This is a genomic window from Algibacter lectus (assembly GCF_004368925.1).
In the GTDB taxonomy this organism is placed as follows: Bacteria; Bacteroidota; Bacteroidia; order Flavobacteriales; family Flavobacteriaceae; genus Algibacter; species Algibacter lectus.
Genome location: NZ_SORL01000008.1, coordinates 549,026 through 575,337, shown reverse-complemented (window position 1 = coordinate 575,337; position 26,312 = coordinate 549,026). Strand labels below are relative to the sequence as shown.

Sequence of the window (26,312 nt, the reverse complement as noted above, 5' to 3'; positions counted from 1 at the left end):
TAACTTACTTTATTTTAACCGATCTAATAATAGCTTCAAGTTCCAACATATAGTTACGTTTTTCTACCGATGGTGCGAAAGCAAAACCTTCAATAACTACCCAACGTTTATTAATTTTATCTTCAATAGCATAGTTAATAAATGGTCCGCCCATAAAATCGGCTTTTAAATCCCACAAACCCTTAGTCTCTAAAGTTGGCTTATTATCTACAATAGTTTCACCATGAAAAGGCGTATACGCGTTCTCAGTAATCATATACGACTCTATTTTATCACCGTTAGCCTTTAACTCACCGTCTTGTCTTCCTCGAATGTATAATTCACCAACAGAATCTCTTACTTTTATAATTTGATTAACCACACTATCATTTCGCGTTATTGCATCAAACGGTAGAGTATAAATCATTAAATTATTAGTTCCGGTTGTTATCTCTTTTCTTACCCAAAAGAAATTATCACTCTCCTTCGCTATTCTATAAATAGAAGGAAAATCAATGGTTAATCCCAACTTTTCTTCTATAGATGTATGCGTGTGATTAGATTTACTCATTTGACGCAAACGCTCCGTAAGCTCGACATTTCTGAAAGTTTCAATAATTTTATCGGCATTTGCATTAAGCGTGCTAATAATCTCTTCTCGTGTTTTCCCCGAAACGGTAATTACTTTTTGGGGCTTTGCATACACATCATCAACATATTTAATTCCAGCTTCTTTATTCGGAACAATCTTTAAAATCGTTCTGTTTTTAGTTACAAAACCAGAGAAAACCGATGCCGGAATCTGACTTACAGAAAACATAGGCTCATCTTGCGGAAGTCCATAAATAGGTGTTCCCAGTATATTTCTAATCGCTTCTCCTACACTACCGTCCCATAAATCGTTACCTAAAACCACAGAAACATGACTAATATTTCCAGAAGAATCTGGTAACATAGAATTATCTGAAGTTTTCTTATCGCCACAAGACACTAATAATATTAAAGCCATGGCAGAAAAAATAATTTTTCGCATAATGATATATTGTTTTTTTTAAAGTTTAGCTATTTTAAGTTTCATACCTATTTTCAATTTACTACCACTAATACCGTTCCATTCTTTAATATCTTGAACAGAAACTTCAGGAAATTTTTGAGAAATACTCCATAACGAATCTCCATCACTTACCGTATAATAAACTACCTCGCCTTTAATAGGCTTTATTTTAACAGCTGCCTTTGGTGCGCTAGATGTTGAAGTATGAGGTTTTTTAGGGAAAATAGTTAATCGCTGCCCAATTTTTAAGCTATTACTACGTAAGCCATTCCAACGTTTTATATCACTAACCCTAACCGCATACATTCTAGAAATTTTACCTAAGTAATCGCCAGATTTTACACGATAGGTAATTTTATCATCCGCCTCAAAAAATTGCGGTAATGGTTTTTCTCTTTTTTCAAATTCCGCTTTAGCGTAAGCATAAATAGAATCTTCATTATTTACAAAGGTTCCTATCACTTCATTTGGTAACCTTAAGCTATAATTTTCTTCTTTTATAAAAGGAACAACATCTAATTTATATGAAGGATTTAAGAACTGTAATTTCTCTATAGGCACACTTGTAACTTCCGAAACTTGATCTAAGGTAATCATACGTTTTACACGAATAGTATCGGTTTCAAAATATGCTATTTCGGGTTTATACTTTGTAAACCCATGCTCTTCTGCATATTCAAAAATATACATGTTTGCCAAAAAAGCAGGTAGATATCCAGCTGTTTCACGTGGTAAATTATGTCGAATATTCCAATAATTCCTGTAACCTCCAGAACGCCTAATAGCTTTAGAAACGTTTCCTGGTCCCGAATTATAAGCAGCTAAAGCCAAATCCCAATCACCAAAAATACGGTACAAATCTGATAAGTATTTAGAAGCCGCTATTGTGGATTTTATTGGGTCGCTACGCTCGTCTACATAACTACTAACGTCTAAGCCATATTGCTTTCCGGTAGCAAACATAAACTGCCACAAACCGGTAGCGCCAACTCTAGATTTTGCACGAGGTTTTAATGCAGATTCTACAATGGCCAAATATTTAATCTCTAAAGGAATATTTTGATTATCTAACTCACGCTCAAACATCGGGAAATAAAATGCACTCGCCGTAATTAATGTTTGTAAATGACGCCTTCTATGCTTTAAATACGACTTTATAACACTTTCTAACGATGGATTATATTCCACATTAAAAGGTGTACGCGCATCAAGCCTTTTTAAGCGCGCTTTTAAAGTGTCTGTAGATAATTCAGGGTAATCAACAGGATCGTACTTTAACTCGCTTACAGACTTGTAAATAGTATCATAAAGGGCATTACTATACAGTTCTTCCAACCACTTTTGGTCAATTTTAGCCGCGTAAGCATCATCTTTTAATGTTTTGAAAGACAAACTATCTTTTAAAACCAAGATTTCTTTAAGACCTTGCGTTGTTCTATCGATTAAAGAATCTTGCATCATGCTCGTTTTCTGAACAAGGGAATCTTTAACTTTTACGCCTTGTACCAATGTAGAATCGGCCTTTTGAGCATAACAAAAGCTAATATTAAAGATAAATAAAACTATATAAAATCGGAAATTCATAAAATCTGTTCAGTTCGTTATTCAACGATGTTATGGCTAAAGTCGTGTTTTTTATGAGAATTAGAAAACTAAATATTAATTACTTTCTAATTCAGAAAAAACAAAGCAGGTTAAAACGTCCGTAAACACTACAAAACCATCTTTTTAATTCTAAAAACAGCACTAAAACCTTACCACAAAATATATACCAAAATTTAGCTCACGCGAAACTAAAACGCACAAAAAAAATCATCTTAGTTTCTTTAGATAAAAAAGAAAACCAAGATGATTTTTATATCCTTAAAACGATATACTGCCTATTCTAAAATAGCAGCAATACCAGGAAGTGTTTTTCCTTCTAAGCTTTCTAACATAGCACCACCACCAGTACTTACGTAACTTACTTTATGCTCAAAACCAAATTGCTTAACAGCAGCAACAGAATCTCCACCACCAACTAAAGAAAACGCTCCTTTTTTAGTAGCTTCGGCAATAGAATTCCCCAATTCTATAGTTCCACCAGCAAAACTTTCCATTTCAAAAACACCTAATGGCCCATTCCAAAGTATGGTTTTACATTGCATTACAACATCATGAAATTGTTTTCTAGATTTTGGTCCAGCATCTACACCTTCCCAACCATCAGGAATTTCGTTAATATCAACAATTTGTGTATTAGCATCGTTACTAAAATCATCTGCAGCAACAGTATCTACAGGAATATGAATTTGAACGTTTTTCTCTTTTGCTTGTTTTAAAATATCTAAAGCTAAAGGCATTTTATCATCCTCACAAATAGAATTACCAATTTTACCACCTTGTGCTTTTACAAAAGTAAATGCCATACCACCACCAATAATAAGGTGATCTACTTTATCCAAAATGTTTTCGATAATAGTAATTTTAGACGATACTTTTGCTCCTCCAAGAATAGCTAAAACAGGCTTCTCCCCAGTTTCCATTACTTTATTAATACTTTCTATTTCTTGTGCTAATAAACTACCAAAACATTTTTTACCGTTAAAAAATTGAGCAATAATAGTTGTAGATGCGTGCGCACGGTGTGCTGTACCAAAAGCGTCATTCACATAAATATCACCTAACTTAGATAGTTTTTCAGCAAAATCTTTATCTCCAGCAGTTTCCTCTTTGTAAAAACGTAAGTTTTCTAATAATAAAACTTGTCCTGGCTCTAAGCTTGCAGCAGCAGCTTCAACATCTGCACCAACACAATCGGCAACTGTTTTAACTTCAACACCTAAAATATCTTCTACTTTACTAGCAATGTGCTTTAAAGAAAACTCATCTTGAAAACCTTTTGGACGACCTAAATGAGACATTAAAATACAGCTTCCACCATCTTCTAAAATTTTAATAATTGTTGGTTTTGCAGATACAATTCTCGTAGCATCAGTAACTTCAAACTTATCATTTAAAGGCACATTAAAATCTACGCGAATTAATGCTTTTTTATTCTCGAAATTAAAATCGTTAAGCGTTTTCATTTTATTTATATGTTTTAATTTTTAACTATTTGATTCACAAATGTAACTAAATAAACAGCCATTTAAAACGTGTTTTTTAACGAAAACGATGTAGCGAAGCGATAATTTTTAAAAACTAGAAATGTACACTCTAGATACAACCCGTTTTAGTAGATATTCATAGATAAATTACAAAAAAATATCTAAATTTTATGTACGTTTGTTTCATGCTTTTTAAAGATGTTTTAGGTCAAGATCACATAAAAAACCATTTAACCACGAGTGTTGATAATGGACGAATTGCTCACGCGCAATTATTTGTAGGTAACGAAGGTTCGGGTACATTACCCATGGCTATCGCTTATGCTCAATATTTGCTATGCTCAAATTCTGGAGGAGAAAACACCTCTGGAAACGAAGCTTGCAATTTAAAATTTAATAGTATTTCGCATCCCGATTTACACTTTGCTTTTCCGGTAACTACCAGCGATAAAGTAAAAAGCAAACCGGTGTCTAGTTTTTACTTAGAAGAATGGAGAAAACTTTTAAAAGAACAACCTTACGGAAACTTATTCGATTGGTACAAACTACTTGGCGTAGATAATAAACAAGGCCAAATTGGTGTAGACGAAGCGCTAAATATTGTAAAATCGCTTACACTGAAGTCTTACGAAGGCGGTTATAAAGTCATGCTTATCTGGATGGCCGAAAAAATGAACGGCGCCTGTGCCAATAAGCTTTTAAAGCTAATTGAAGAGCCACCAAATAAAACCGTTTTTATATTAATTGCTGAAGAAGAAGAGCAAATTATAAACACCATACGTTCGCGTTGTCAAATTTTACACTTTCCGCCACTAGCCGAAGATGTTATTGTAGACGCGTTAGTGAAGCAATTTAATATTGATAGAAATGTAGCTACTAAAATAGCACACCAAAGCAATGGGAACTACAATAAAGCATGCGATTTAGTATACCAAGATACCGAAGATAACCAGTTTGAAACTTGGTTTATTATGTGGATTCGAAGCGCCTTTAAAGCTAAAGGAAACAAGGCTGCTATTCTAGATTTAATTTCTTGGAGTGAAGATATTGCTAAAACAGGACGTGAAACTCAAAAGCAATTTTTAAACTTCTGTTTAGACTTTTTTAGACAAGCTTTACTACTTAATTATAAAGCTGATGATTTGGTGTTTTTTGAACCTAAATCTGATAAATTTAAGCTAGAAAATTTTGCTCCTTACGTACACGGAAACAACATTATGGACATTAGTAATGAGCTTCAAGATGCCATCTACCATATAGAACGTAACGGAAACTCTAAAATTATACTTACCGATTTGTCTATAAAACTAACGCGTTTACTACATAAAAAAGCAGATTAAAAACGTTTTAAACTAGTTAGTTTACTGCATAAAAAAAGGCCTATTAAATTATTTAATAGGCCTTTTCCGTTTTATAATCTAAAAGCTTATTCTGCTTTCTTATAATCAGCATTGATAGCTTCAACAATTGCTTTAGTAAGATCGCTTTTCTCTTCACCGTACATTACTGTAGCAGCAGCTTCGCTAGTTCCTAAGATATAGTTATAACCATTTGTTTTACCGTAAGCCCCAACAAAATCTTTAACTTTTACAATTACAGAATCTATATCTGCTTGAAAAGCTTGTGTTAATTGTTGTTGTTCAACTTGCATTTGCTGTTGTAACTGTTGTTGTTTTTGCTGTAAACCCGTCATTAACTCCTCTGCTTTTTTTCTATTGCTTCTAGCAATTCTTTGCGCTTCGGCTTGTGTTTTTTGAGCTTCTGTTTGAAAAGCTAATCCAATACTATCTGCTCTTTTTCTAAAAGCTTCATCTTTGGCTTTGTATTTTGCTTCTAAATCAATTTTTTCTTGATAATCATTAATAACGACTCCGTTATCTACAAATCCAATTTTATTTGGTTTTTCACAAGATGCTAAAACAAGCATCGCGATGGCAACATAAAGTATGTTCTTCATTTTTATTTTTTTTGATTATATTTTGGTTAATTTTTTTAATCCGAACAAATGTAATAAAGTAAGCTTTAAAACATCATGTAATTATTCGGATTTTAACATATAACAAAAACTTATACCGATTCAAAGTCTAAATAAATAATTACTATCAAAAACAGCTTCATATAAAGCGCTCTAAGCGATTTAAAAAAAACCGACTTATATTTAGACGTTATAACGTTAAATAATCTAAAATAGATAGCTAAAAATAATTTTTAGCTGTTTTTAATGATATAAATTAACGAAGAAGCCTCTTTTGAGCTTATAGATTTCAAGTTAGAACGTAAACCGTACCAAAATCCTTTAACCGGATTCATCTTGCCCGTTTTATATTTTTCAGAAAGCATGCTCACATAAAACGCATCAAACAGCATTGGTTTTGTTTTTACAACACTCATGTTTTGTTTAGAAACTAAATTAGAAATAGAAACTTGATTAAAATGCCAAAGATGTCTAGGCACATCAAATGCCGCCCAAAATTCTTTATAGTGTTTTGCATCAAAACTTTTGTAATTAGGAACAGCAATAAGTAAAGTTCCGTTGTCTTTTAAAAGTGTTTTAAAGGTTTTTATATGATCTTCTAAATTCGGCAAATGTTCCAAAACATGCCAAAGCGTAATAACATCAAATTGTTTCGATTCAAATTTTTGAAGTTGTTCTGTATCAAAAACAGACTTATTTGTTTTACTATTCGCTATACCCCTAGCCTCTTCGTTTGGTTCAATACCAGAAACCAACCAACCATTTTGTTGTGCGGTTTGTAAAAAATCACCTGTACCACAACCTACATCTAAAAGCTGTTTTGCTTCCGAAGAAAAAGAATTAATAAGCTTAAGTTTCTTTTTTAGTGAAATACTTCTCACCAAATGATACACCTTTTCGAAGGCATTTCTCTTAGAATCGGTGTGTGAAATATAATCTTCACTTTGATAATACCCAGGTAATTTATCTAAAGTTGGTTGCGGTGTAGTTTCTAAAAAACCATATTCTTGGTTTTCTATTAACTCAAATTCTTCTCCAGAAACAGAATAATCTTTTACTTTTAAGTACTTATTTGTTGATTGATTTTTTACCACGAACCACGTAATTTATTTAATTGACACTTTAAAAACGATTACTTCTATAAATAATTGAAGCCCGTTTTCTTATTTATTATTATAGATTAAAGTTAAAATTAAAACTATTTTCAGTCTTACAAATTTAAAAAACAACCATCTTTAATTTAGGTCTCAACCTCAAAACGACATCTATATTTTAATTATTTTTCACTTTAAATTAAATGTTTTATTTCTGTTTTAATCTTTTTTTAGAGTTTTAAAATTAAATCCCAACAACTAATTCAACACAAAACTTCAATATTATTTTATAAACCAAAACACTTTTTAGATAAATTTACTGAAGCTAATCTTATTTCAAATTTAGAAATGATATCTATTTCTTTCTACAAAAATTAAAAAAAATCAGATTCAAATTCTTCATAAACAAGATCAAGATTCATGCAAATAACTTTTTTTTTCAGAAAATTCAATTCAAAAATCGATACTCTTTTTAGATTTTATATTCTGGTTTTTATATTCTAAAACCTAAAAAAACACAAAAAATATCAGATTTAAATCTCAAAACGTTCCACGTGGAACATTAAAAAAAGCTATTTAATTTCACTCAAATAACTTTTCTTTTAAACCATTATTATGGATTACCTTCCCATATAAACCAGTAAAACAGAAATATCATTTGGTGAAACACCACTAATTCTTGATGCCTGAGATACTGTTGCGGGTTGTACTTTTTTAAGTTTTTCACGAGCTTCTAAACTCATAGATTTAATCTGCGAGTAATCAAAATTAGCAGGTATTTTTACATACTCTAAACGTGATAACTTATCTGCATTCACTTTCTCCTTTGCAATATACCCAGAGTATTTTACCTGAATTTCGGTCTGCTCTATCACTTCCCTATCCAAATTATTGTCTTGAATATACGCCTCAACACTTTCAACTTTACGCACATCTTCCATATCCACATTAGGCCTAGCGAACACTTTAAAAAGCTTTCCAGATTGATTAACAAGCGCAGAATTTTTAGACTCTAATATCGGATTAATCTCCTCCGGTTTCACGCTTTGAGTTTCAAAAAAGCTTACAAATTTAGCAGCAGCATCATGCTTTTCCTCCATACGTTTTAAACGTTTTTCAGAAGCTAAACCCAACTCAAATCCTTTTGGCGTTAACCTAATATCTGCATTATCCTGACGTAAAAGTGTTCTATATTCGGCACGAGATGTAAACATTCTATAAGGCTCCTCTGTTCCTTTAGTAATCAAATCATCAACCAAAACACCTATATATGCCTCATCTCTTTTTAGAGTAAAAGGATCTTTCTCCTGGGTTTTTAAACTTGCATTTATACCAGCCATTAAACCTTGAGAAGCAGCTTCTTCATAACCTGTAGTTCCATTTATTTGACCTGCGAAATACAAGCCTTCTACCAACTTAGTTTCTAGTGTATGCTTTAATTGTGTAGGCGGGAAATAATCGTATTCAATAGCATATCCTGGTCTAAAAAACTTCACGTTCTCAAAACCAACCACACCACGCAGAGCTTTAAACTGAACATCTTCTGGTAGAGATGTAGAAAAGCCATTAACATAAACCTCACAGGTATTCCAACCCTCCGGCTCTATAAATAATTGATGACGATCCTTATCAGCAAAGCGATTAATTTTATCTTCAATAGAAGGGCAATAACGCGGTCCTAAACTTTTAATTCTACCATTAAACATCGGAGACCTATCAAAGCCTTCGCGAAGCAAATCATGCACTTCAAGACTCGTGTAAGTCATGTAACAAGAACGTTGTTTTTCCAAAGGTTTTGTAATATCCAAATAAGAGAATTTTTCTGGATTTACATCTCCAGGTTGTTCAAGCATTTTAGAATAATCTAAACTACGACCATCAACTCTTGGAGGTGTTCCAGTTTTCATTCTACCAGATTCAAAACCTAATTCTACAAGCTGTTCTGTAATTCCAGTTGCCGCTCTTTCTCCTGCTCTACCACCACCAAAATTTTTATCTCCGATATGAATTAAGCCATTTAAAAAAGTACCATTTGTAAGCACAACAGATTTAGCTTTTATACTAATTCCTAAAGAGGTTTTTACACCAACCACTTTATGATTTTCTACAATTAAACTAGAAACCATATCTTGATAAAAATCAAGATTAGGCGTTCCTTCTAAAAGCATTCTCCAGTCTTCAGCAAAACGCATTCTATCACTTTGAACTCTCGGACTCCACATTGCAGGCCCTTTAGATTTATTCAACATTTTAAATTGAATAGCCGATGTATCGGAAACAATTCCGCTATACCCACCAAGCGCATCTATCTCTCGAACTATTTGTCCTTTAGCAATACCACCCATCGCTGGATTACAAGACATCTGAGCGATGTTTTGTAAATTCATAGTAACCAACAGTGTTTTACTACTCATATTAGCAGCAGCGGCAGCGGCTTCGCTTCCTGCGTGCCCAGCGCCAACAACTATAACATCATAAACATCATTAAACATGCTTTTCCTTTTTTTTTAACTTGTTATGTTCCACGTGGAACATAAATATTTTTATATTAAAATCAATAAACCTAAACCGAAGTTTCTACTTAATTAAGTTTAAATAATACTCTTCTTTTTCTCGCATCAAACTAGCGTCCGATTCCGTTTTATCTTTATACCCACAGTAATGCAAAACACCGTGAACCATAACGCGTTTTAACTCGCTATCAAACTCCACTTCAAAATCCTTTGCATTATCAATTACCCTTTCTACAGAAATAAATATATCGCCTTGAACAATTTTTCCAACCGAATAATCAAAGCTAATAACATCTGTTAAAGTATCGTGATCCAAAAATTCCACATTCAATTTATGCAGATATTCATCGTCACAAAACACATAGTTTATTTCTTCTAATTTAAAACCTTCATTAGAAATTGCATCTATTATCCATTTAGAAACTACCTCTTCTTCCTCTAAATTAAAATCTATTTCGTAATTAAAATTAATCATTGCTTTGCTTAAAATATTCTTGAACCTTCTGTTTGTAAATTTGCTGCAAAGGTAAGCTTTGTCTATTCAATATTTCAGTAGTATTAAAATATTGTTTTGCTGTAGGTATTTGGTTATTAGAACTGTTGTTAAACTCATTAGTATTCGATTCAGATTCCCGCTTATTATCTTCACCTTGCTGAAAACTTGCCTTTTCAAATTTAAGTAACTGATGCTTTAACTGCATCATTTTTTGAAGCGTTATATTATTAAAACCTTTATTTAACAACTCCAATTCTATATCTTCCATTTGCTTAACTAACTTATCTCCATTACCACCTTTACCAAACTTACCTTCCTTATTTAGTTGCTCTTCTAAAGCTTCACGTAATTCTTGTTGCTGCTGGTAAATTTTAAAAAGCTCACCATTTAGATCTTCACTAAATCCGTCTTGACCTTCTCCCGGTTCATTCCCGTTTTCACCTTCTCCTTTTTTATCGCCACCAGAGCCATCTTTACCATTCTCACCTTCCTTCTTCCCTTCTCCATCCTTTTCACCTTCACCTTCTTTTTTACCCTCACCACTTTTTGGCTTTCCATTTTCGCCTTTTTTCATACCTTCCTGCATCATCTTATTCAACTGCTCTTGGCTCATAATAATGTCGGGTAATTGCATATCGCCATCTTGACCTTTGCCCATAGACATACTCATGCTCTCTTGCATATTATCTAAAACATCACTTAAAATATTTGCTAAATTATTAGCAGCGGTTATAGCAAATTGCTGATTAGATACTCCTTGATACAATCTGTTTTCAGCTAGTAAATCTAAAGCGCGATCTATATTATAATACACCTCAGTAATTTCCTTATTTACAGTCTCAGATATTTTAGGTTGACGCAACGATAGAGCAAACAGACTATCATCAACGTGCTCAAAATTCTCCTTTAAATTATTTTGTTTTTTTAAGTATGAAGCAAACTTATTATTGTTAACCTCTATAGATTTAAAGTTATTCATTAAGGCTTCTTGATCGAAAGAAAACAAAACCAAGTTATCCAAAACTTGACGAAGCATTTCTACATCTTCCTGCATTTGATCGCCTTGCATTCCACTCATAGCGGCACCCATTTGCTCACTCATCTGCTTCATTTTTTTGGCTGCTTTCTTCTGACTATCCTTGGCTTCTTTTGAATTTTGATCTTTACTTTCCTTTGGTTCTCCATTTGGTTTTTGGCCAGCCTGCTCCTGTTCTTTCTTATCTAAAGCTTCAGATGCTTTTTGCTGCTCATTCTCAACTTCCTTCTCATCCAATTTATCTCTTGGAATATCAATAGGCTTTTTTAATCCTTTACTTTCCTCTTCTAAGTTTTTAATATCTTCCTTAAACTTTTCGAATTCTTTATTTAATGCATCCTGCTTTTCTTTGGTGTTTTCCTCATCCGTTTTATTGGCCAACTTTTCTTGATCTAAAGCCAACTTCATTAAATCTTCTTTTAGTTTTTCTAGTTTCTTTTCAACATAAAAACGCTTCGTTAATTCTAGTAATTGCTGTAAACTTTTCTTTTTATTTTTATTCTGCTTAGCAAGCTCATCCAACTTTTGAACCAAGTCATCTTTTCTAATTTTTTCTTGAAGATGTTTTAATTGCTCAAGCAACTTTTCATCTTCTTTTAATTTCTCTTCATTCTCCTCCAAACGCTTTTTTAAATCTTCTTTAAATTCGTCTTCCTTTGAGTTATCCTTTTTAAATTCATCTAAATTATCTTTTAACTTCTTATTGAAATTTTTCATCATTTCGTCCTGTTCCTTCTGGCGCTTAAAGAATGACTCTAATTTCTTTTTATCGTTAAAGTTTAAGTTCGACTTCTCTTTCTGAGTTTTAGTAACCTCTTGTAGTTGCTTCTCTTGCTTTTCAAAATTTTCTAGAGATTTATTTAAATCCTGAATATTTTCTTTCTGCTCTTCCAGTTGTTTTTGCTCTTCTTCGGCTTTTGTGCGTTTTCTATAAGAAAAAACCTCGCTTTTTGCACTTTTAAACCTATTAACTAAATCATTATCAAATACTTGAAAATATAAATTATAAGAAATCCCTTCTTCAATCTTTAAATTATTAGGAAAAGCACTTATAAATTCCGAAATATTAGAATTTGAAATAGGAATATTTTCTATCTGTTTATTTTTTTCATCTTCCGATGGATAATAAACCAACTGTAATTTACTAAAACCATAATCGTCGCTTACTTGTCCATAAAAATATAAACTTTGCAAATCGACAGAATCTGTTTCAACTTTTAGTTTTAATTCTGGAAATTCATCTTTAACAACATTTATATTAAAGGCTAGGTTCTCATAATTTGTTAAATCTGCGTTGCTCGTGCTTAGCGTATATGAAAAATTTTTAAAAATTTTTCGTTTTAAGCCAAATATGCCAGGAGCCGATTTTTGGAAAATTATAGTGTCCTTAGAAAATAAATTGACAGAAGTAGTCGATTTTGTTTTTAACTTCCAAATAATTTCCGTTCCCTCAGGCACTATGGCATTACCTGTACTTTTTAAAGTTTCAGTTTTTTTACTGGTATGACTCGGAAAATCTAAAACCATTTCAAAATCTAAAAGAGAAGGCACCTCAACAACATTTATAGTATACCGTTTTGAAGTAACCTTATTTGCAGATAGCTGAAAATTAATTTCTGTTTTAGGTTGCGGAAAAATATACTCAAACTCCCCTATCCCTTTTTGTTGTAAAAAATACGTTTCGTTATTATAAATAATTTGAGCACTTTCTGGCATAACTTCGCCAGCCGTTTTTACAATAAGCTTAAAATCTTTATTTTCTATGGCATTTAAATTTTGGTTCACCACAAAAAACTGAAACGGTGCAGGCGGCTCGTAAGCTGTTTTATAATTTACAACACGTGTATAACTATCGCTAAACCAATTAAAATTTCCTGTAAAAAAAGTAAGTAATAAAATCAAAACCGGAATAGCCGCATACTTCAAATACCCAAGATTCTTCCTAAAATTTATAGCTAGTTTAAATGGAATTGGATTTAACTCTAAAGATTTCTGATCGATACTCGCTAGTAATAATTCCGATTTAGAATCACTTTCATTAAGCTGTAATACATTTAATAACTTATCGTTAACCTCCGGAAAATGTTCACCAATTAATTTTGATGCCTCCTTATAGTTAATCCCTTTTTGAAGTTTAAATAATTTAGCCAAGGGCACCACAATAAACTTAACAAGTAAAGCCAATTCTACACCAATAAATAACCAAAATAATACACTACGCGCAGTGGTATTTAACCATAACACATACTCAATAAAAACTGTAAATAGAAAATACAACAAACCTATAGCGAAAAATAAAATGGCGCCTTTAAGTAATTCATTAGTATAAAATCGCTTAATAAATGCCTCTAATTTGTGCTGTATATTTTTAAAATTATCCATGTGTTTCTAAAAACTATTCGGTACTAACGTATTAACCCACTAAACTACAATTTTATTTTTTACAAGGTTTATAATTAGTTGTTAATTGTATCTTTGTCGCAAATCTTGAAACAAAACTTAGTTTTTAAAGATTAAAACCGTTTCTATTAACACTTAAATATAAAAATTTAAGCTTTATTATAAATTACAAAATGACCAAAAATGTTCGAGTGCGTTTTGCACCAAGCCCAACAGGACCGTTACATATTGGCGGTGTTCGTACTGCTTTATTCAATTATTTATTTGCAAAAAAACACAACGGAACTTTTATTTTAAGAATAGAAGATACCGACCAAAACCGTTATGTAGAAGGTGCAGAACAGTATATTATTGATGCTTTAAATTGGTGCGGAATGCCTTTCGATGAAGGCCCAGGAACCAACGAAAAATTTGGTCCATACCGCCAAAGCGAACGTAAACCTCTTTATAAAGCTTACGCTGAAGAATTAATTGCTTCAGGAAATGCTTACTACGCTTTTGATACTGCCGAAACACTAGATGCCGAAAGAAAACAATGCGAAGCCAATAAAGAAACCTTTATTTACAACTGGCATAATCGCTTAAAATTAAGCAATTCTTTATCGCTTAGCGCGGAAGAAACTCAGGCTAAATTAGATTCTGGAGACGATTACGTAATCCGTTTTAAAAGTCCGCAAGATGAAACACTTCATCTAAAAGATATTATCCGTGGCGATATAAAAATAGATACCAACGTTTTAGATGATAAAGTTTTATTTAAAAGTGACGGTATGCCAACCTACCATTTAGCAAATATTGTAGACGACCATTTAATGGAAATCTCGCATGTAATTCGTGGTGAAGAGTGGTTACCATCTTTGGCATTACACTACCAGTTATACAAAGCTTTTGGATGGGATGCACCAGAATTTGCACATCTTCCTCTTATTTTAAAACCAACAGGTAAAGGAAAATTAAGCAAACGTGATGGTGATAAATTAGGTTTCCCTGTTTTTCCATTATTATGGGAAGATCCAAAAACTAACGAAGTTTCTAGAGGATATAAAGAAGATGGGTATTTTGCCGATGCTATGGTAAATTTCCTTGCTTTTTTAGGTTGGAATCCAGGAACAGAACAAGAGATTTTTACACTAGATGAATTGATTGCTGCTTTCGATTTGAAAAAAGTAAACAAATCTGGTGCACGTTTTGATCCTGATAAAATTAAATGGTTTAACCACCATTATATGCAAGAACAAAACAACGAAGAGTTAGCAGATATATTCAAAAATTCAACACCAGAATTAGCAGATATCGACACAAGCTACATTGCAATGGCCATAAATTTAATTAAAGAGCGTGCTACTTTTGTGAGCGATTTCTGGGATTTAAGCCACTTCTTTTTTGTTACACCAACAACTTACGATGAAAAAGCATCTAAAAAAGCTTTAAAAGAAAGTACAGACGACCTTATGAAGCAACTTATAGCCGTTTTAAACGCGAATACCGATTTTTCGGTAGAAACGCTTACTACGGAAATAAAAGGCTGGATAACAAGCAACGAAATCAGTTTTGGAAAAGTAATGATGCCTTTACGTTTAGCACTTGTTGGCGCTCTACAAGGTCCTGATGTTTTCGATATTATCTACATGATTGGAAAAAACGAAACGGTTAAACGTATTGAAAAGCTAATTGCTACAATATAAGTTTAGGTTTCCTTAAAATAAAAAAAGGTCTCTAAGTAGTTTTTAAAACTATTTAGAGACCTTTTTCTTTATAAATACTTTCCTAATGCTTCAAAGGAATCACCATATTCCAAGTGTTTTCAAACTTCCAAGCTTCAGGTCCATTACCAACTGCGGCAAATAAATGCGTCGGTTTTCCATCTTCAACTAAAACAAAAGGACGTTCAAAATGATTTTGGTGCGATGTAGATCCATCGTCCCATAATACATCACGACTGTATGCTTTTACGTTTTCGAATAAGTTCCATTTTACACCATCTTTAGACCAAATATGGATGCCTCCACCTTCTTCTCCACAAATTTCACCAGAACGATCTTTCATAACACCTTCGTACCTATCACCTGCCCACCAAATGTATGGATCTTCAACATCTACATGACTATTACCAGGAGTTTCAAACCTAAAAACAGGTTCTTCACTTAAGCGTTTGTACTCTCCTTTTGGGCTATCTGCCATAGCAACACCTAACAACAATGGTGGCTTTGGAGTTACAGAAGATTTATACATTAATAAAATTTTACCGGTTTTTGGATCTACTGCTGGCGAAGGGTTTGATGTAATTGTAGCATCCCAATGTCCTGGTCTAGGTTCGATAACAGGTTTATCAACACGTTCCCAAGGACCAAAAATAGAATCACTAATTGCCAAACCAACACGTTTGTTTAACCAAGCTTTATTCCAATCATAACCATCTGGTTTTGGATTGTCTTTTGTGGGTTGATCAAAATCGTAAGTCGTCCCAAAATGATATAATAAATACTTATCTTTATACTTTACAATACGTGGATTATGCGTACACATACCATCGAAAAATTCTGGTCCACGAACAGGGAGTACTACTTCTTGAAACTTGTAAGGTCCAACTGGTGTATCGGCCACAGCACGAACTACTTCAGAGTTTGTAACCCAATTACCAAAACCAACATCTTTAGACCATCTAGAAGCAAACATATGATATTTTCCGTCTTCACCTTTAATTACTGATGAACCCCAAATCCAATAATTATCATCACGAAAACCACCACCTATTGGAGCAGGCAAAACGCGATCTATAAATGCTTCGGGTGGTTTATTCTCACTTATACAAGATAATAAACCAACAGATGATAATGCTATAGATCCTTTGATAGAGGTTTCAATAAATGTTCTTCTTTTCATGTCTATTTTTTTTAATTTAAAACATAACTATCGCACCCAAAACTAACATATTTTGATTGCCTTTAAAACGAGAATCTCCACCAGAAAAGTCTAAGCTTTGATTTTCAATTTTATTAAGAATGTTTGTAAATCCGTAAATATATTGAGCTTTAAATTTAAAATTATTTATTCCAACCGATGCACCTACGGCTCCGTTGAAATTAAATTGAGAAATACTTGTAATATCCTTAGCCGATAAATTAGTATAATTCGCAATGTAATAATCATCTTGCCCTTTATCATCAAACTCCAACCTACTATTATACTGCAACATTGGCCCAATATCGATAGTAAAATGCTTTGGTATTACCTTTATATGCATTAATAAAGCAAACTGAGCAGCAAATATTTTATAATCTATATAGGCCTCTTCTGAGCTAATTAAACTTGGTCTACCTAGTATTTCAATATGGTTTTCAGAGAGCTGCAAACCAAAACTCATATTATAAAATTTATGCGGTAAATCTACAATTGCAGCTGTTCCGGCTAAAAAACCTTGAGCACTTTTGGTTTCAAAATTATCGGTATCAATATTAAATTGTGTAATACCACCACCGATATTTATACTGTTTGTAATACGTATATTTCCTTTTTGAGAAAAAGATTTTGTAACAAAACATAGGGTAATGGCTACTAACAGTAAAGGTCGAATAAATTTCATACTAGTTCCGGATATAAATCTCCAAATATAGTTTAATTTTCGTATCTTAATTGTTCTAATCATTTAATAAAAATTCTATGGATTTCGTTTTCATTCCCCTTATTGTATTTGGGCTATTTATTTTAATTTCTTCATTCTTTACGGTAAAGCAACAAACTGCTGCTATTGTAGAACGCTTTGGGCGCTTCCAAGGTATACGCCAATCTGGTTTAAATTGGAAAGTTCCATTAGTAGACAGAATTGCAGGCCGTTTAAGTTTAAAAATTCAGCAATTAGATGTTATTGTAGAAACTAAAACTAAAGATGATGTATTTGTGCGTCTAAAAGTTTCTGTGCAGTATAAAGTAATTAAAGAAAAAGTAGAAGACGCTTTTTACAAACTAGATTATCCGCACGATCAAATTACAAGTTATGTATTTGATGTGGTACGTGCCGAAGTTCCAAAAATGATTTTGGATGATGTATTTTTAAGAAAAGATGATATCGCGATTGCTGTAAAATCAGAATTAAACGATGCCATGCAAAACTATGGTTACGATATTATAAAAACTTTAGTAACAGATATTGATCCAGATGCGCAAGTAAAAGAAGCCATGAACCGTATTAATGCTGCCGATAGAGAAAAAACAGCTGCTCAATATGAAGGTGATGCTGCACGTATTTTAATTGTAGAACGTGCTAAAGCTGAAGCTGAAAGTAAACGTTTACAAGGGCAAGGTATTGCAGATCAACGTCGCGAAATTGCTCGTGGTTTAGAAGAATCTGTAGAGGTTTTAAACAAAGTAGGTATTAATAGCCAAGAAGCATCGGCGCTAATAGTGGTAACACAGCATTACGATACTTTACAAGCCATTGGTAGCGAAACTAATAGTAACTTAATTTTACTACCAAATTCGCCACAAGCAGGAAGTAATATGCTAAACGATATGGTAGCTAGTTTTGCAGCGAGTAACCAAATTGGTGAAGCAATGAAAAACAATAAAAAGAAAGAAATTAAAGAATAGTATAACTCTATTTTTTTAATTAAAATGAAATCCTTAAGGTATAAACTTTAAGGATTTTTTTTGTTCTATTAAGAAGTTTTAAAAGGATGGCGTTCTTCCCAATCTTGCGACGGGTTCATCAATTTAAATATTTGCTTTAATAAGCCATTCATTATGGCATTAGTATGCTTTAAATACACCAACATTGGTTTAGCCTCTGCTCCTACCGAACTTTTAATTTCCATTGCAGTACGTGCATAAACAATAGTTTTAAATCGGTTTTCTATACCAAATTTTAGCATATCGTAAAGCATGTTTAAATACAATTGATTGGAGTATTGATGTTCACTATCATACCCAAGGAAATAAGTTTCTAGTACTCTTTTGTTCTGAATTAAAGTATAAAAACCAACCAATTTATCTTCTAAATAATAACCAAAGACTTTAAAATTATCTTTTAGTTGAAGTTTTAAACTATAAAAATGATTTTCGGGTAAAATGAAGGTATTAAACTTGGCATTATTAGAAACGTTTAAATATAATTGATGTAAGGTTTCATTATTATTCTTAACATCCTCTGTAGATAATTCTATCGCCTTTATGCCGTTTAATTTCTTTCTAGCCCGCTTATAACGGTCTCTATATTTTTTCTGTAAGGCTGCAGTATAATCTTCAATAGTAAGCCAATCTTTTTTTATAGAAAACATCATATTAGGTTGCATAACCACCTGATGCAGTTTAGCAATATCTAAGCTATCTTTCTCTTTATGAATTGGATCATTTTCAAAATAATCCTTCAACACAAACATTCTAATAGTTTTATTCTGCTTGGCTTTTATAACAGACTTTATTTCATGTAAAGCCGTTTGTGTAATTTTAAAAAAAGCTTCCTGAGAGATCTCGTTTCTTTTAAAAAACAAACCATGTTGCCCAGTATGCGTTAAATTCCCGATAACAAGAATATTTCCTTTCAAAATTTTAGAAATTAAATCGCGCATATAGTTTTTAAAACACGACGTATCGGTTTTTCTAAACATATCATGCAGATACAATTGTACACGTTGTGTAACAGCCGCACCAACCAAAACATCGTTTTTAAATACACCAATATAAAACAACTCCAAATTATTTGGCGCTGCATTTTCTAAGGCCTGTAAATAGCCTGTTTGCAAGAAAATATCATGTTTTACAAGAACGTCCCAGTTTTTTGGAAGTTCATTACATGCGTTATAAATTTTGTAGTGTATCAATAGAAAAATAAAAGACCGAAAATTTTAATTCTCAGTCTCTAAATAAGTTAATAGTTTACAAAAATACTATTTCCAACCACAAATAATAGCACCCATAACACCTAAAGTAACAATCCAATATCCTGCATTTATAAGGGTGTATTTAGCACTCTTACGTTCAAACAATGCATTGGTACCTAAAATAGGTAAAGCGACAAATACGCCTGCTAAAACACCGTGTAGAGCGCCGTGTTTATAAGTTCTAAAATTATTACCGTAATCGGCCATAAAAGCCGTGTAAGATGGTAAAGCCTTAGAAGCATCGCCACCAATTAAACTTAACGCGCCAGTTTGATGAATACTCATTTGCATCATAGTCATCGCTAATAAAAAGGCAAAAATAAAAGCCAAAACAAAAATTTTAGCCATGTTTGCACCTTTCATACTTTCTTCGGTTAAACCAGCTTCATTCATCCAAATAGTTCCAAATACTTTTGGGTTATACCAAACAAAACCAACAACCAACGCAGAAACAGCCGCTAATAAAAGCGCAATAGGGTTAAAAAAATCCATAATATTTAAAGTTTAATTCGTGTTTAAAGGTAATTAAATTTAGGTTACAACTTGTTTATTCACAACAAATTACTATTACCAACTTCCGCTAGCACCACCTCCTCCAGAACTTCCTCCACCTCCAGAAAAACTACTACTTGAGGATGAACTGCTATAACCTGAACCTGACCGGCTATAACTAGAGCTAGAACCACTAGAAGAGAAATTCTTACTCATAAAACTTTTATCACTTTTTAAAAATGAAAATTTAACAGACTCATAGTCTTTATTAGATCTCGTGTAAATAGCAATAATTAAGGGTAGAATAATAAATATTACAACTAACGAAACCATAGTAATTGGTATTGCTGTTAATGGTAAACTTTCTAAATATTCAAAAGGATCAATATCTATATTATTTTCTGATGCGATACCAATAATAAAAATACCAAAAAGGAGCGGCATAATAATAAAAGGTAAACTAAAACCAATTGTTAATAATGAAGACACTAATAAAAATGGAAATAATACAACACTTAATTTACCGGTAATTAAACCGCGAAATACGTTTATTAATTGCTTAAAACCTTTATAAAATACAGTAGATCCAACCCCAATAAAAAGACTCAAAAATATAAGCAAAATAAACCCTATAATTATTTTTCCCCATAAAGGCATTTTACCTTCTTGTTCTACTAAATTGGTAAATTCATCTCTATATTTGGGATCGTCAATAAGTTTAATAATTTCTGAAGTTGCTGAATCTACACCCTTATAAAAATCGCCTTTTTTAAACTCAGGCGTCATGGTTTCTCGAATAATTCTAGACGCGAAAGCATCGGTAATTATGGGTTCTAGACCATAACCTACTTCAATTCTAAACTTTCTATCGTTTTTTGCTACTAAAATTAAGAGTCCATTATCGGCTTCTTCTTGTCCGAGTTCATTCTTTTCAAAAACCTGTAAAGCATAGTTTTCAACTGTATTATTTTCTAAAGAATTAACAGTTAAAACTACTATTTGGTGCGTAGTTTTAGTTTCGTAAGCCTTTAGTTTTTTTCTAAGTTCTAAAGTTTCGCTTTCGCTGAAAAGAGCCGCTTTATCGGTTACTATTTCGGTTAGAATAGGAAAATCCTCTTGCCCGTTGGTATGTTGAAACCAAACAAAAAACAAGAGGATTATTAATTTTATTTTACTCAAATGCTGTAAGTAACCAAGTATTTAATTGAACGTTTTAGCTTCTTCTACTAATAACTCATTTTTATCTTCCAATGCTTTTTCAATAAAGCTATTAACATCATCATTTTTGGCTTGTCCGTTTTCTACTAAAACTTTCAAAATAAGGGCCACAGCAATTCGAGTTCCTACTTTCTTAACAGCAGTGTTAAAAAGTGGTTCAACCTCATCGTAAGTCACGTCTTTGGCTAGTTCTAAAATTTCAGTTCTAACTTTTAGGCGTTTTTCTTCAGGTAAATTGGTATACTTTTTACCTAATTTTTGAATCACATCAATTGCTTTTCTTTGCGACTGTTGTTGTGGCTTTTGCTTGTTAGTATTCGCATTTGTATTAGCTGCTGGTTGTGGTTTAACCTTAGCCCAAGAATCACGCAATCCAACGGTTTTATTAAATACTAATTTATCTGAAGACGAATCGTTATCCACATTAAAATAACCCAAACGTTGAAATTGGAACCTTTGCCCTACCTCAGCATCTTGTAAACTTGGCTCAACAAAAGCTTCAACCAATTTTAAAGAATCTGGATTTATAAACTCCATAAAGTCTTTGTCTTGATGACTATCTGGAGCTTCATCTAAAAATAAACGATCGTATTCTCTAACTTCTGCTTTTACAGCATGTTTTATAGAAACCCAATGCAAGGTTCCTTTTACACGACGTTCCGTATCATCGGAATATGTACAATGTACTTCTGTAATATTACCGTTAGCATCCTTTAAAACCGATTCTGCTTTAATAATATAAGCGTTTTTCAATCGTACTTCTCCGCCTAATTTCAAACGGAAAAACTTATTACTCGCTTCTTCTTTAAAATCTTCTTTTTCTATATAAATTTCACGAGAAAATGGCACTTTTCTAAAACCAGCGGCATCATCTTCTTGATTATTCTCAGCTTCAAACCATTCCTCTTTATCTTCTGGATAGTTTGTAATTACCACTTTAATCGGGTCTAAAACCGCCATAACACGTGGTGCAGTTTTGTTTAAATCTTCGCGAATGCAAAATTCTAAAAGCGATACATCTATCACGTTTTCACGTTTAGCAACACCTACAGTTTCAACAAACTTTCTAATAGCTGTTGGCGTGTAACCTCTACGACGCAAACCAGAAATGGTTGGCATACGTGGATCGTCCCAACCGTTTACCACACCATCTTCTACCAATTTAAGCAACTTACGTTTACTCATTATGGTGTAACTTAGGTTTAAACGTGCAAATTCACGTTGTTTTGGTCGTAATTTGTCTTCTGTAACCACTTGGTCTAAAAACCAATCGTAAAGCTCTCTATGAGGTTTAAATTCTAGCGAACACAACGAGTGTGATACTTGCTCTAAGTAATCACTTTCACCATGCGTCCAATCGTACATTGGGTAAATACACCAATCGTTTGCCGTTCTATGATGATGCTTCTTTAGAATACGATACATAATCGGGTCACGCATTAACATATTTACATGTTGCATATCGATTTTAGCACGTAAAATATGTTCACCTTCATTAAATTCTCCGGCTTTCATACGTTCGAATAAATCGAGGTTTTCTTCAACAGTTCTATTTCTAAAAGGTCCATCAACACCTGGTTGTGTAGGCGTTCCTTTTTGTTCGGCCATAGCTTCGCTAGACTGCGAATCGATATAAGCCTTTCCTTCCTTTATAAAATATACAGCCCAATCGTAAAGCTGCTGGAAATAATCTGACGAGAATAATTCCTTATCCCATTTATAACCTAACCACGATACATCTTCCTTAATGGCATCTACATACTCCTGCTCTTCTTTAGCCGGGTTTGTATCATCAAAACGTAAGTTTACCGGTGCATTATATTTTTCACCTAAACCAAAACTAATACCTATAGCTTTAGTGTGACCAATGTGTAAATACCCATTAGGCTCTGGCGGAAATCTAAAACGAAGATTTTCTTTTGACATTCCATTTGCCAAATCTTCTTCTATAATTTGCTCTAAAAAATTGAGTGATTTTCTTTCTTCAGACATATTTAAATCAATAAGCTTCAAAATTACATAAATTCAAGTTATTTTTGACCTAATTCTACTTAAGAAGCGTAACAAATTTGGATTATTTGTAACTAATATTTTAAAAGCTATGCTATGAAAAATAATAATTACACTTGTCCTAAATGCGGAAATAGAGAATTTGAAACCGGTGAAATGCGCGCCACTGGTGGCCGATGGTCTAAAATATTTGATATACAGAACAAAAAATTTACTTCGGTAACATGCAAACGTTGTACATATACCGAATTTTACAAAGCCAAAACGAGCGCCTTGAGTAACATTTTTGATTTATTTACAAACTAATGGGAATAATAAAAGTTGAAAACATTCGGGTATTTGCATACCACGGTTGTTTAAAAGAAGAAACAAAAATTGGTAGCGATTACCGCGTAGATTTAAAGGTTAAAGCTAATTTACAAGAATCTGCTAAAACAGATAAACTTAGTGATACTGTAGATTACGTGTTTTTAAATCGCGTTATAAAAGAAGAAATGGACATTCCGTCTTATCTTTTAGAAACGGTAGCCAAGCGTATTTTAAATCGTATTTTTGAAAAAGATACCATGGTGAGCAAAGCAACAGTTTGGGTAAGTAAATTAAACCCTCCCATTGGTGGCGACGTGGCTCGAGTAACTATAAAAATGACCGAAAAGCATAAAAAGTAATTTAAAGTGTTGGAAATTGTAAAAATTTTTTAAATTTGCACCTCCAATAAGGTGTCGTGGCCGAGTGGCTAGGCTCAGCTCTGCAAAAGCTGCTACAGCGGTTCGAATCCGCTCGACACCTCAACAAAAAAGCTTCCTAAATTTTAGGAAGCTTTTTTTATATGTCAATATTTATAACTCTTAAGGCCATTAGTATTCTTAAATATTAATTTATCGGATTAATTTGCTCAAACTTTTCTTTAAGTAATTCCTTTTCTTTAGGAAAGAAAGCCTGTGCCAAAAGCAACACTCCAAAACCTAAAATAACCAATGCAATTACTTTTTTAGTTTTGTAGATTAAGCGAGGTGTTAACTTATTTTTAAGCTTTTTAGCAACTACTATTTTTGCTAAATCGGTTATAAAATAAACAATTAAAATAGTGCTTAAAAATACAACTACACCATTTTTTGATGTGGTAAGCGAGTTTGCCAAAACAATAAAAGCAACCCAACCTAGCAACACTCCAATATTAATAAAATTGAGTAAAAAGCCTTTTAAAAATAACTTTCCATAGCCTTTTTTTATTTCAACTTTATGGTATTCGCGAACAATTTCTCTAAAAGATTTTGATGTTTTTATAAATGAAATTAAACCGTAAACCAATAAAAGTACACCACCAAAGATTAGAAAATTAGGATCGTCTTTTATTTTTTCAAGAAGTTTATTAGTACTAAAAAATGCTACCAATATAAAAAGTATATCGGCCAACATAACGCCACTATCAAATATTAAAGCACTCCTAAATCCTTTTGTAGCGCTAGTTTCTAGCAGTACAAAAAATACTGGACCAATGGTGAATGCTAAAATAATTCCGAAAGGAATAGCTCTTAAAATATCGTCGAACATAAATTTAATAGAGGTTTACACAAAGTAATGAAATATTTTATAAACCATTTTTTATTTATGCATCAAATTTAGAGATTGTTTTATCTAGTTAATTTTATACGCTAGCATAATACCACCTCGGTAAGGTAACCACTCCCCGCTTTTATTGTATTTAGTTGCAGGTTCTAGACGTTCACCAGTATCTACATGATAGCCTTTGTAATACCCTTGATGCCAACCACCACCTATAAAAACATCGAGCATCCATTTGCCTTTTAATTTCTTTTGAAAACCAATAGTAGATCCAACCATATACCCCAAACCTTGCTGATATTCGAAATCGCGGACTCTAAAGTTTTTAGCTATTTTAAAGGTTGTGCCCGCTACATGTGCACCAGCATAAATTCCGTGAAAACGTTTTTTGAAATGATATCTTAATTCCGAAGTGGCAATGCCAAATTTATAAGGTAAACCATCTATAGAATTCCAAAACGAAGCCATAACATCAAATTGATAACTAAACTTTTTACCAACCGTAGTTTCTATACCTATATGTGGAACAGCCAATAAAATGGTTGCTCCATTACCTTTTATGTATGTTTCTTTTTGTACTGTAATGGAATCTTCTTGGGCATATATTTGAAAACTTCCTATACATAGAATAATACTGAATGTATATAATTTAAAATTCATTTGGTTGGTTTTTAGTTGGTTAAACTTAATAATCTCTATATCAGATATGTTACAAATTTAAGGTTTTTAACGGTATCCATTTTTTAAAAATAGGTTCTAAACTATAAACTGAAGCCTCTAAAATTTTTAATCTTGATATTTATTTTTCACGCATTCCTTCTTCCGAAGAAAATAAACACATTAGTTGGGTAATATTTACCCATGAATATTCTTTTTTATACACTTTTTACACAAAAAAAAATTGGTCTTTTTTTAAACAAAATAATTAAACACTTAATTATTAACTTATTACATATAATAATTCATTTAATTTCAGTTACGGCATATTTATTTCAATTAACTCATCGTAAAACAATTTACAATAATCATAAAACGAAAAAATCATGAAAAAATTAATTTTAGCAGTAGCAGTTGTAGCAAGTGGATTATCAACTTACGCATTAACAATAAACCCTATTCCATCTGAAATAACAACGATTTCTATCACAGAAGAATTTAAAGAAGTTGCTTTAGAAAATGTACCAACTGCAGTTACCGAAGCAGTAACTAAAAATTTCTCTACAGCTACTTTAAAAAAAGCTTATGTAAATAGTAGCGAGCAATATAAACTTGAACTTAGTATTGATGGTACAGACAATGTAGTTTATGTTGATAAGGATGGTAACTGGTTAAAATTGACAGATATCGAAATAACACCATCAACTGAACAATAATATTTTATAAATAATTAGTAAACATTTAAAAACAAAAAAATCATGAAAAAATTAATTTTAGCAGTAGCAATCGTAGCAAGTGGATTATCAACTTTCGCTTTAACAGTAAACCCTATTCAAACTGAAATCTCAACGGTTTTC

The 26,312-nt window shown here is 32.5% G+C and carries 22 protein-coding genes and 1 tRNA gene; 7 read left to right on the top strand and 16 right to left on the bottom strand.

Annotated elements, in window-relative coordinates; all coding sequences use genetic code 11:
* Positions 1 to 4: 4 nt before the first annotated feature.
* From DFQ06_RS10885 to DFQ06_RS10875, 3 genes are all read right to left on the bottom strand, one after another.
* Positions 5 to 1,012: a DUF4837 family protein gene (locus DFQ06_RS10885; RefSeq protein ID WP_042504150.1), complete on the bottom strand. Its 1,008-nt coding sequence runs from the start codon at positions 1,010 to 1,012 to the stop codon at positions 5 to 7.
* An 18-nt stretch (positions 1,013 to 1,030) separates the two neighbouring features.
* Positions 1,031 to 2,617, bottom strand: coding sequence for a lytic transglycosylase domain-containing protein (locus DFQ06_RS10880; protein ID WP_133967676.1), 1,587 nt, complete (start codon positions 2,615 to 2,617; stop codon positions 1,031 to 1,033).
* A 296-nt stretch (positions 2,618 to 2,913) separates the two neighbouring features.
* Entirely contained in the window at positions 2,914 to 4,101 is a 1,188-nt protein-coding gene (locus DFQ06_RS10875; protein WP_133967674.1) for a phosphoglycerate kinase, read from the bottom strand.
* Between the two features lie 206 nt (positions 4,102 to 4,307).
* Here DFQ06_RS10875 and DFQ06_RS10870 point away from each other — a divergent pair, with 206 nt between their 5' ends.
* Positions 4,308 to 5,462 carry a DNA polymerase III subunit gene (locus DFQ06_RS10870; protein WP_074936546.1) on the top strand — a complete coding sequence of 385 codons (1,155 nt, stop codon included), beginning with the start codon at positions 4,308 to 4,310 and terminating at the stop codon, positions 5,460 to 5,462.
* 86 nt (positions 5,463 to 5,548) lie between these two features.
* Here DFQ06_RS10870 and DFQ06_RS10865 read toward each other — a convergent pair whose 3' ends face one another.
* From DFQ06_RS10865 to DFQ06_RS10845, 5 genes are all read right to left on the bottom strand, one after another.
* Positions 5,549 to 6,079, bottom strand: a complete 531-nt coding sequence (locus DFQ06_RS10865) for an OmpH/Skp family outer membrane protein (protein WP_042504158.1) — start codon at positions 6,077 to 6,079, stop codon at positions 5,549 to 5,551.
* Between the two features lie 251 nt (positions 6,080 to 6,330).
* Positions 6,331 to 7,191 (bottom strand): class I SAM-dependent methyltransferase, encoded by an 861-nt coding sequence (locus DFQ06_RS10860; RefSeq protein WP_042504161.1) that lies wholly within the window; start codon positions 7,189 to 7,191, stop codon positions 6,331 to 6,333.
* A gap of 620 nt (positions 7,192 to 7,811) precedes the next feature.
* Positions 7,812 to 9,683, bottom strand: coding sequence for a tRNA uridine-5-carboxymethylaminomethyl(34) synthesis enzyme MnmG (gene mnmG, locus DFQ06_RS10855; RefSeq protein ID WP_133967672.1), 1,872 nt, complete (start codon positions 9,681 to 9,683; stop codon positions 7,812 to 7,814).
* Between the two features lie 85 nt (positions 9,684 to 9,768).
* Positions 9,769 to 10,179: an rRNA maturation RNase YbeY gene (gene ybeY, locus DFQ06_RS10850; protein ID WP_042504164.1), complete on the bottom strand. Its 411-nt coding sequence runs from the start codon at positions 10,177 to 10,179 to the stop codon at positions 9,769 to 9,771.
* Positions 10,172 to 13,618, bottom strand: a complete 3,447-nt coding sequence (locus tag DFQ06_RS10845; RefSeq protein ID WP_133967670.1) for a hypothetical protein — start codon at positions 13,616 to 13,618, stop codon at positions 10,172 to 10,174. The genes ybeY and DFQ06_RS10845 overlap by 8 nt, the downstream gene beginning before the upstream one ends.
* A gap of 191 nt (positions 13,619 to 13,809) precedes the next feature.
* Here DFQ06_RS10845 and gltX point away from each other — a divergent pair, with 191 nt between their 5' ends.
* Positions 13,810 to 15,321: a glutamate--tRNA ligase gene (gene gltX, locus DFQ06_RS10840; protein ID WP_133967667.1), complete on the top strand. Its 1,512-nt coding sequence runs from the start codon at positions 13,810 to 13,812 to the stop codon at positions 15,319 to 15,321.
* Positions 15,322 to 15,403: 82 nt separating this feature from the next.
* Here gltX and DFQ06_RS10835 read toward each other — a convergent pair whose 3' ends face one another.
* Together DFQ06_RS10835 and DFQ06_RS10830 are read right to left on the bottom strand one after the other, a co-directional pair.
* The gene (locus DFQ06_RS10835) at positions 15,404 to 16,519 is read right to left on the bottom strand and encodes a glycoside hydrolase family protein (RefSeq protein WP_206672760.1); all 1,116 of its coding nucleotides are present in this window, start codon (positions 16,517 to 16,519) and stop codon (positions 15,404 to 15,406) included.
* A gap of 16 nt (positions 16,520 to 16,535) precedes the next feature.
* Entirely contained in the window at positions 16,536 to 17,219 is a 684-nt protein-coding gene (locus DFQ06_RS10830) for a hypothetical protein (protein ID WP_133967665.1), read from the bottom strand.
* Positions 17,220 to 17,296: 77 nt separating this feature from the next.
* Here DFQ06_RS10830 and DFQ06_RS10825 point away from each other — a divergent pair, with 77 nt between their 5' ends.
* On the top strand, positions 17,297 to 18,223 hold the full coding sequence (locus tag DFQ06_RS10825; protein WP_133967663.1) for an SPFH domain-containing protein: 927 nt from the start codon (positions 17,297 to 17,299) through the stop codon (positions 18,221 to 18,223).
* Positions 18,224 to 18,291: 68 nt separating this feature from the next.
* Here DFQ06_RS10825 and DFQ06_RS10820 read toward each other — a convergent pair whose 3' ends face one another.
* From DFQ06_RS10820 to DFQ06_RS10805, 4 genes are all read right to left on the bottom strand, one after another.
* Positions 18,292 to 19,374, bottom strand: coding sequence for a GNAT family N-acetyltransferase (locus DFQ06_RS10820; protein WP_235833521.1), 1,083 nt, complete (start codon positions 19,372 to 19,374; stop codon positions 18,292 to 18,294).
* 144 nt (positions 19,375 to 19,518) lie between these two features.
* On the bottom strand, positions 19,519 to 20,004 hold the full coding sequence (locus DFQ06_RS10815) for a DUF1761 domain-containing protein (protein ID WP_133967659.1): 486 nt from the start codon (positions 20,002 to 20,004) through the stop codon (positions 19,519 to 19,521).
* 75 nt (positions 20,005 to 20,079) lie between these two features.
* Positions 20,080 to 21,183 carry a TPM domain-containing protein gene (locus DFQ06_RS10810; protein WP_133967657.1) on the bottom strand — a complete coding sequence of 368 codons (1,104 nt, stop codon included), beginning with the start codon at positions 21,181 to 21,183 and terminating at the stop codon, positions 20,080 to 20,082.
* A 21-nt stretch (positions 21,184 to 21,204) separates the two neighbouring features.
* The gene (locus DFQ06_RS10805; protein WP_133967655.1) at positions 21,205 to 23,214 is read right to left on the bottom strand and encodes a glutamine--tRNA ligase/YqeY domain fusion protein; all 2,010 of its coding nucleotides are present in this window, start codon (positions 23,212 to 23,214) and stop codon (positions 21,205 to 21,207) included.
* A 114-nt stretch (positions 23,215 to 23,328) separates the two neighbouring features.
* Here DFQ06_RS10805 and DFQ06_RS10800 point away from each other — a divergent pair, with 114 nt between their 5' ends.
* The 3 genes from DFQ06_RS10800 (at position 23,329) to DFQ06_RS10790 (ending at position 24,021) form a co-directional block, all read left to right on the top strand.
* The gene (locus DFQ06_RS10800; RefSeq protein WP_074936562.1) at positions 23,329 to 23,538 is read left to right on the top strand and encodes a zinc ribbon domain-containing protein; all 210 of its coding nucleotides are present in this window, start codon (positions 23,329 to 23,331) and stop codon (positions 23,536 to 23,538) included.
* On the top strand, positions 23,538 to 23,900 hold the full coding sequence (gene folB, locus DFQ06_RS10795; RefSeq protein ID WP_133967653.1) for a dihydroneopterin aldolase: 363 nt from the start codon (positions 23,538 to 23,540) through the stop codon (positions 23,898 to 23,900). Before DFQ06_RS10800 ends, folB begins: the two co-directional genes overlap by 1 nt.
* A 50-nt stretch (positions 23,901 to 23,950) precedes the next feature.
* Positions 23,951 to 24,021 (top strand) — tRNA-Cys (locus DFQ06_RS10790).
* Between the two features lie 84 nt (positions 24,022 to 24,105).
* Here the strand turns inward: DFQ06_RS10790 and DFQ06_RS10785 are convergent.
* Complete coding sequence (locus DFQ06_RS10785) at positions 24,106 to 24,786, bottom strand: LysE family translocator (RefSeq protein WP_042496295.1); 681 nt, start codon at positions 24,784 to 24,786, stop codon at positions 24,106 to 24,108.
* A gap of 84 nt (positions 24,787 to 24,870) precedes the next feature.
* Positions 24,871 to 25,458, bottom strand: coding sequence for a DUF3575 domain-containing protein (locus tag DFQ06_RS10780; RefSeq protein WP_081959133.1), 588 nt, complete (start codon positions 25,456 to 25,458; stop codon positions 24,871 to 24,873).
* A gap of 383 nt (positions 25,459 to 25,841) precedes the next feature.
* Here DFQ06_RS10780 and DFQ06_RS10775 point away from each other — a divergent pair, with 383 nt between their 5' ends.
* Positions 25,842 to 26,171 carry a hypothetical protein gene (locus tag DFQ06_RS10775; protein ID WP_042504170.1) on the top strand — a complete coding sequence of 110 codons (330 nt, stop codon included), beginning with the start codon at positions 25,842 to 25,844 and terminating at the stop codon, positions 26,169 to 26,171.
* Positions 26,172 to 26,312 lie beyond the last annotated feature (141 nt).

Excerpts from the sequence above, each read along its gene's own strand:
- DFQ06_RS10800 (WP_074936562.1), top strand. The coding sequence starts at position 23,329 with ATGAAAAATAATAATTACACTTGTCCTAAATGCGGAAATAGAGAATTT.
- ybeY (WP_042504164.1), bottom strand. The coding sequence starts at position 10,179 with ATGATTAATTTTAATTACGAAATAGATTTTAATTTAGAGGAAGAAGAG.
- DFQ06_RS10805 (WP_133967655.1), bottom strand. The coding sequence starts at position 23,214 with ATGTCTGAAGAAAGAAAATCACTCAATTTTTTAGAGCAAATTATAGAA.
- folB (WP_133967653.1), top strand. The coding sequence starts at position 23,538 with ATGGGAATAATAAAAGTTGAAAACATTCGGGTATTTGCATACCACGGT.
- DFQ06_RS10885 (WP_042504150.1), bottom strand. The coding sequence starts at position 1,012 with ATGCGAAAAATTATTTTTTCTGCCATGGCTTTAATATTATTAGTGTCT.
- DFQ06_RS10845 (WP_133967670.1), bottom strand. The coding sequence starts at position 13,618 with ATGGATAATTTTAAAAATATACAGCACAAATTAGAGGCATTTATTAAG.
- DFQ06_RS10865 (WP_042504158.1), bottom strand. The coding sequence starts at position 6,079 with ATGAAGAACATACTTTATGTTGCCATCGCGATGCTTGTTTTAGCATCT.
- DFQ06_RS10785 (WP_042496295.1), bottom strand. The coding sequence starts at position 24,786 with ATGTTCGACGATATTTTAAGAGCTATTCCTTTCGGAATTATTTTAGCA.
- DFQ06_RS10880 (WP_133967676.1), bottom strand. The coding sequence starts at position 2,617 with ATGAATTTCCGATTTTATATAGTTTTATTTATCTTTAATATTAGCTTT.
- gltX (WP_133967667.1), top strand. The coding sequence starts at position 13,810 with ATGACCAAAAATGTTCGAGTGCGTTTTGCACCAAGCCCAACAGGACCG.
- DFQ06_RS10875 (WP_133967674.1), bottom strand. The coding sequence starts at position 4,101 with ATGAAAACGCTTAACGATTTTAATTTCGAGAATAAAAAAGCATTAATT.
- DFQ06_RS10835 (WP_206672760.1), bottom strand. The coding sequence starts at position 16,519 with ATGAAAAGAAGAACATTTATTGAAACCTCTATCAAAGGATCTATAGCA.
- DFQ06_RS10830 (WP_133967665.1), bottom strand. The coding sequence starts at position 17,219 with ATGAAATTTATTCGACCTTTACTGTTAGTAGCCATTACCCTATGTTTT.
- DFQ06_RS10870 (WP_074936546.1), top strand. The coding sequence starts at position 4,308 with ATGCTTTTTAAAGATGTTTTAGGTCAAGATCACATAAAAAACCATTTA.
- DFQ06_RS10815 (WP_133967659.1), bottom strand. The coding sequence starts at position 20,004 with ATGGATTTTTTTAACCCTATTGCGCTTTTATTAGCGGCTGTTTCTGCG.
- DFQ06_RS10825 (WP_133967663.1), top strand. The coding sequence starts at position 17,297 with ATGGATTTCGTTTTCATTCCCCTTATTGTATTTGGGCTATTTATTTTA.
- DFQ06_RS10775 (WP_042504170.1), top strand. The coding sequence starts at position 25,842 with ATGAAAAAATTAATTTTAGCAGTAGCAGTTGTAGCAAGTGGATTATCA.
- DFQ06_RS10780 (WP_081959133.1), bottom strand. The coding sequence starts at position 25,458 with ATGAATTTTAAATTATATACATTCAGTATTATTCTATGTATAGGAAGT.
- mnmG (WP_133967672.1), bottom strand. The coding sequence starts at position 9,683 with ATGTTTAATGATGTTTATGATGTTATAGTTGTTGGCGCTGGGCACGCA.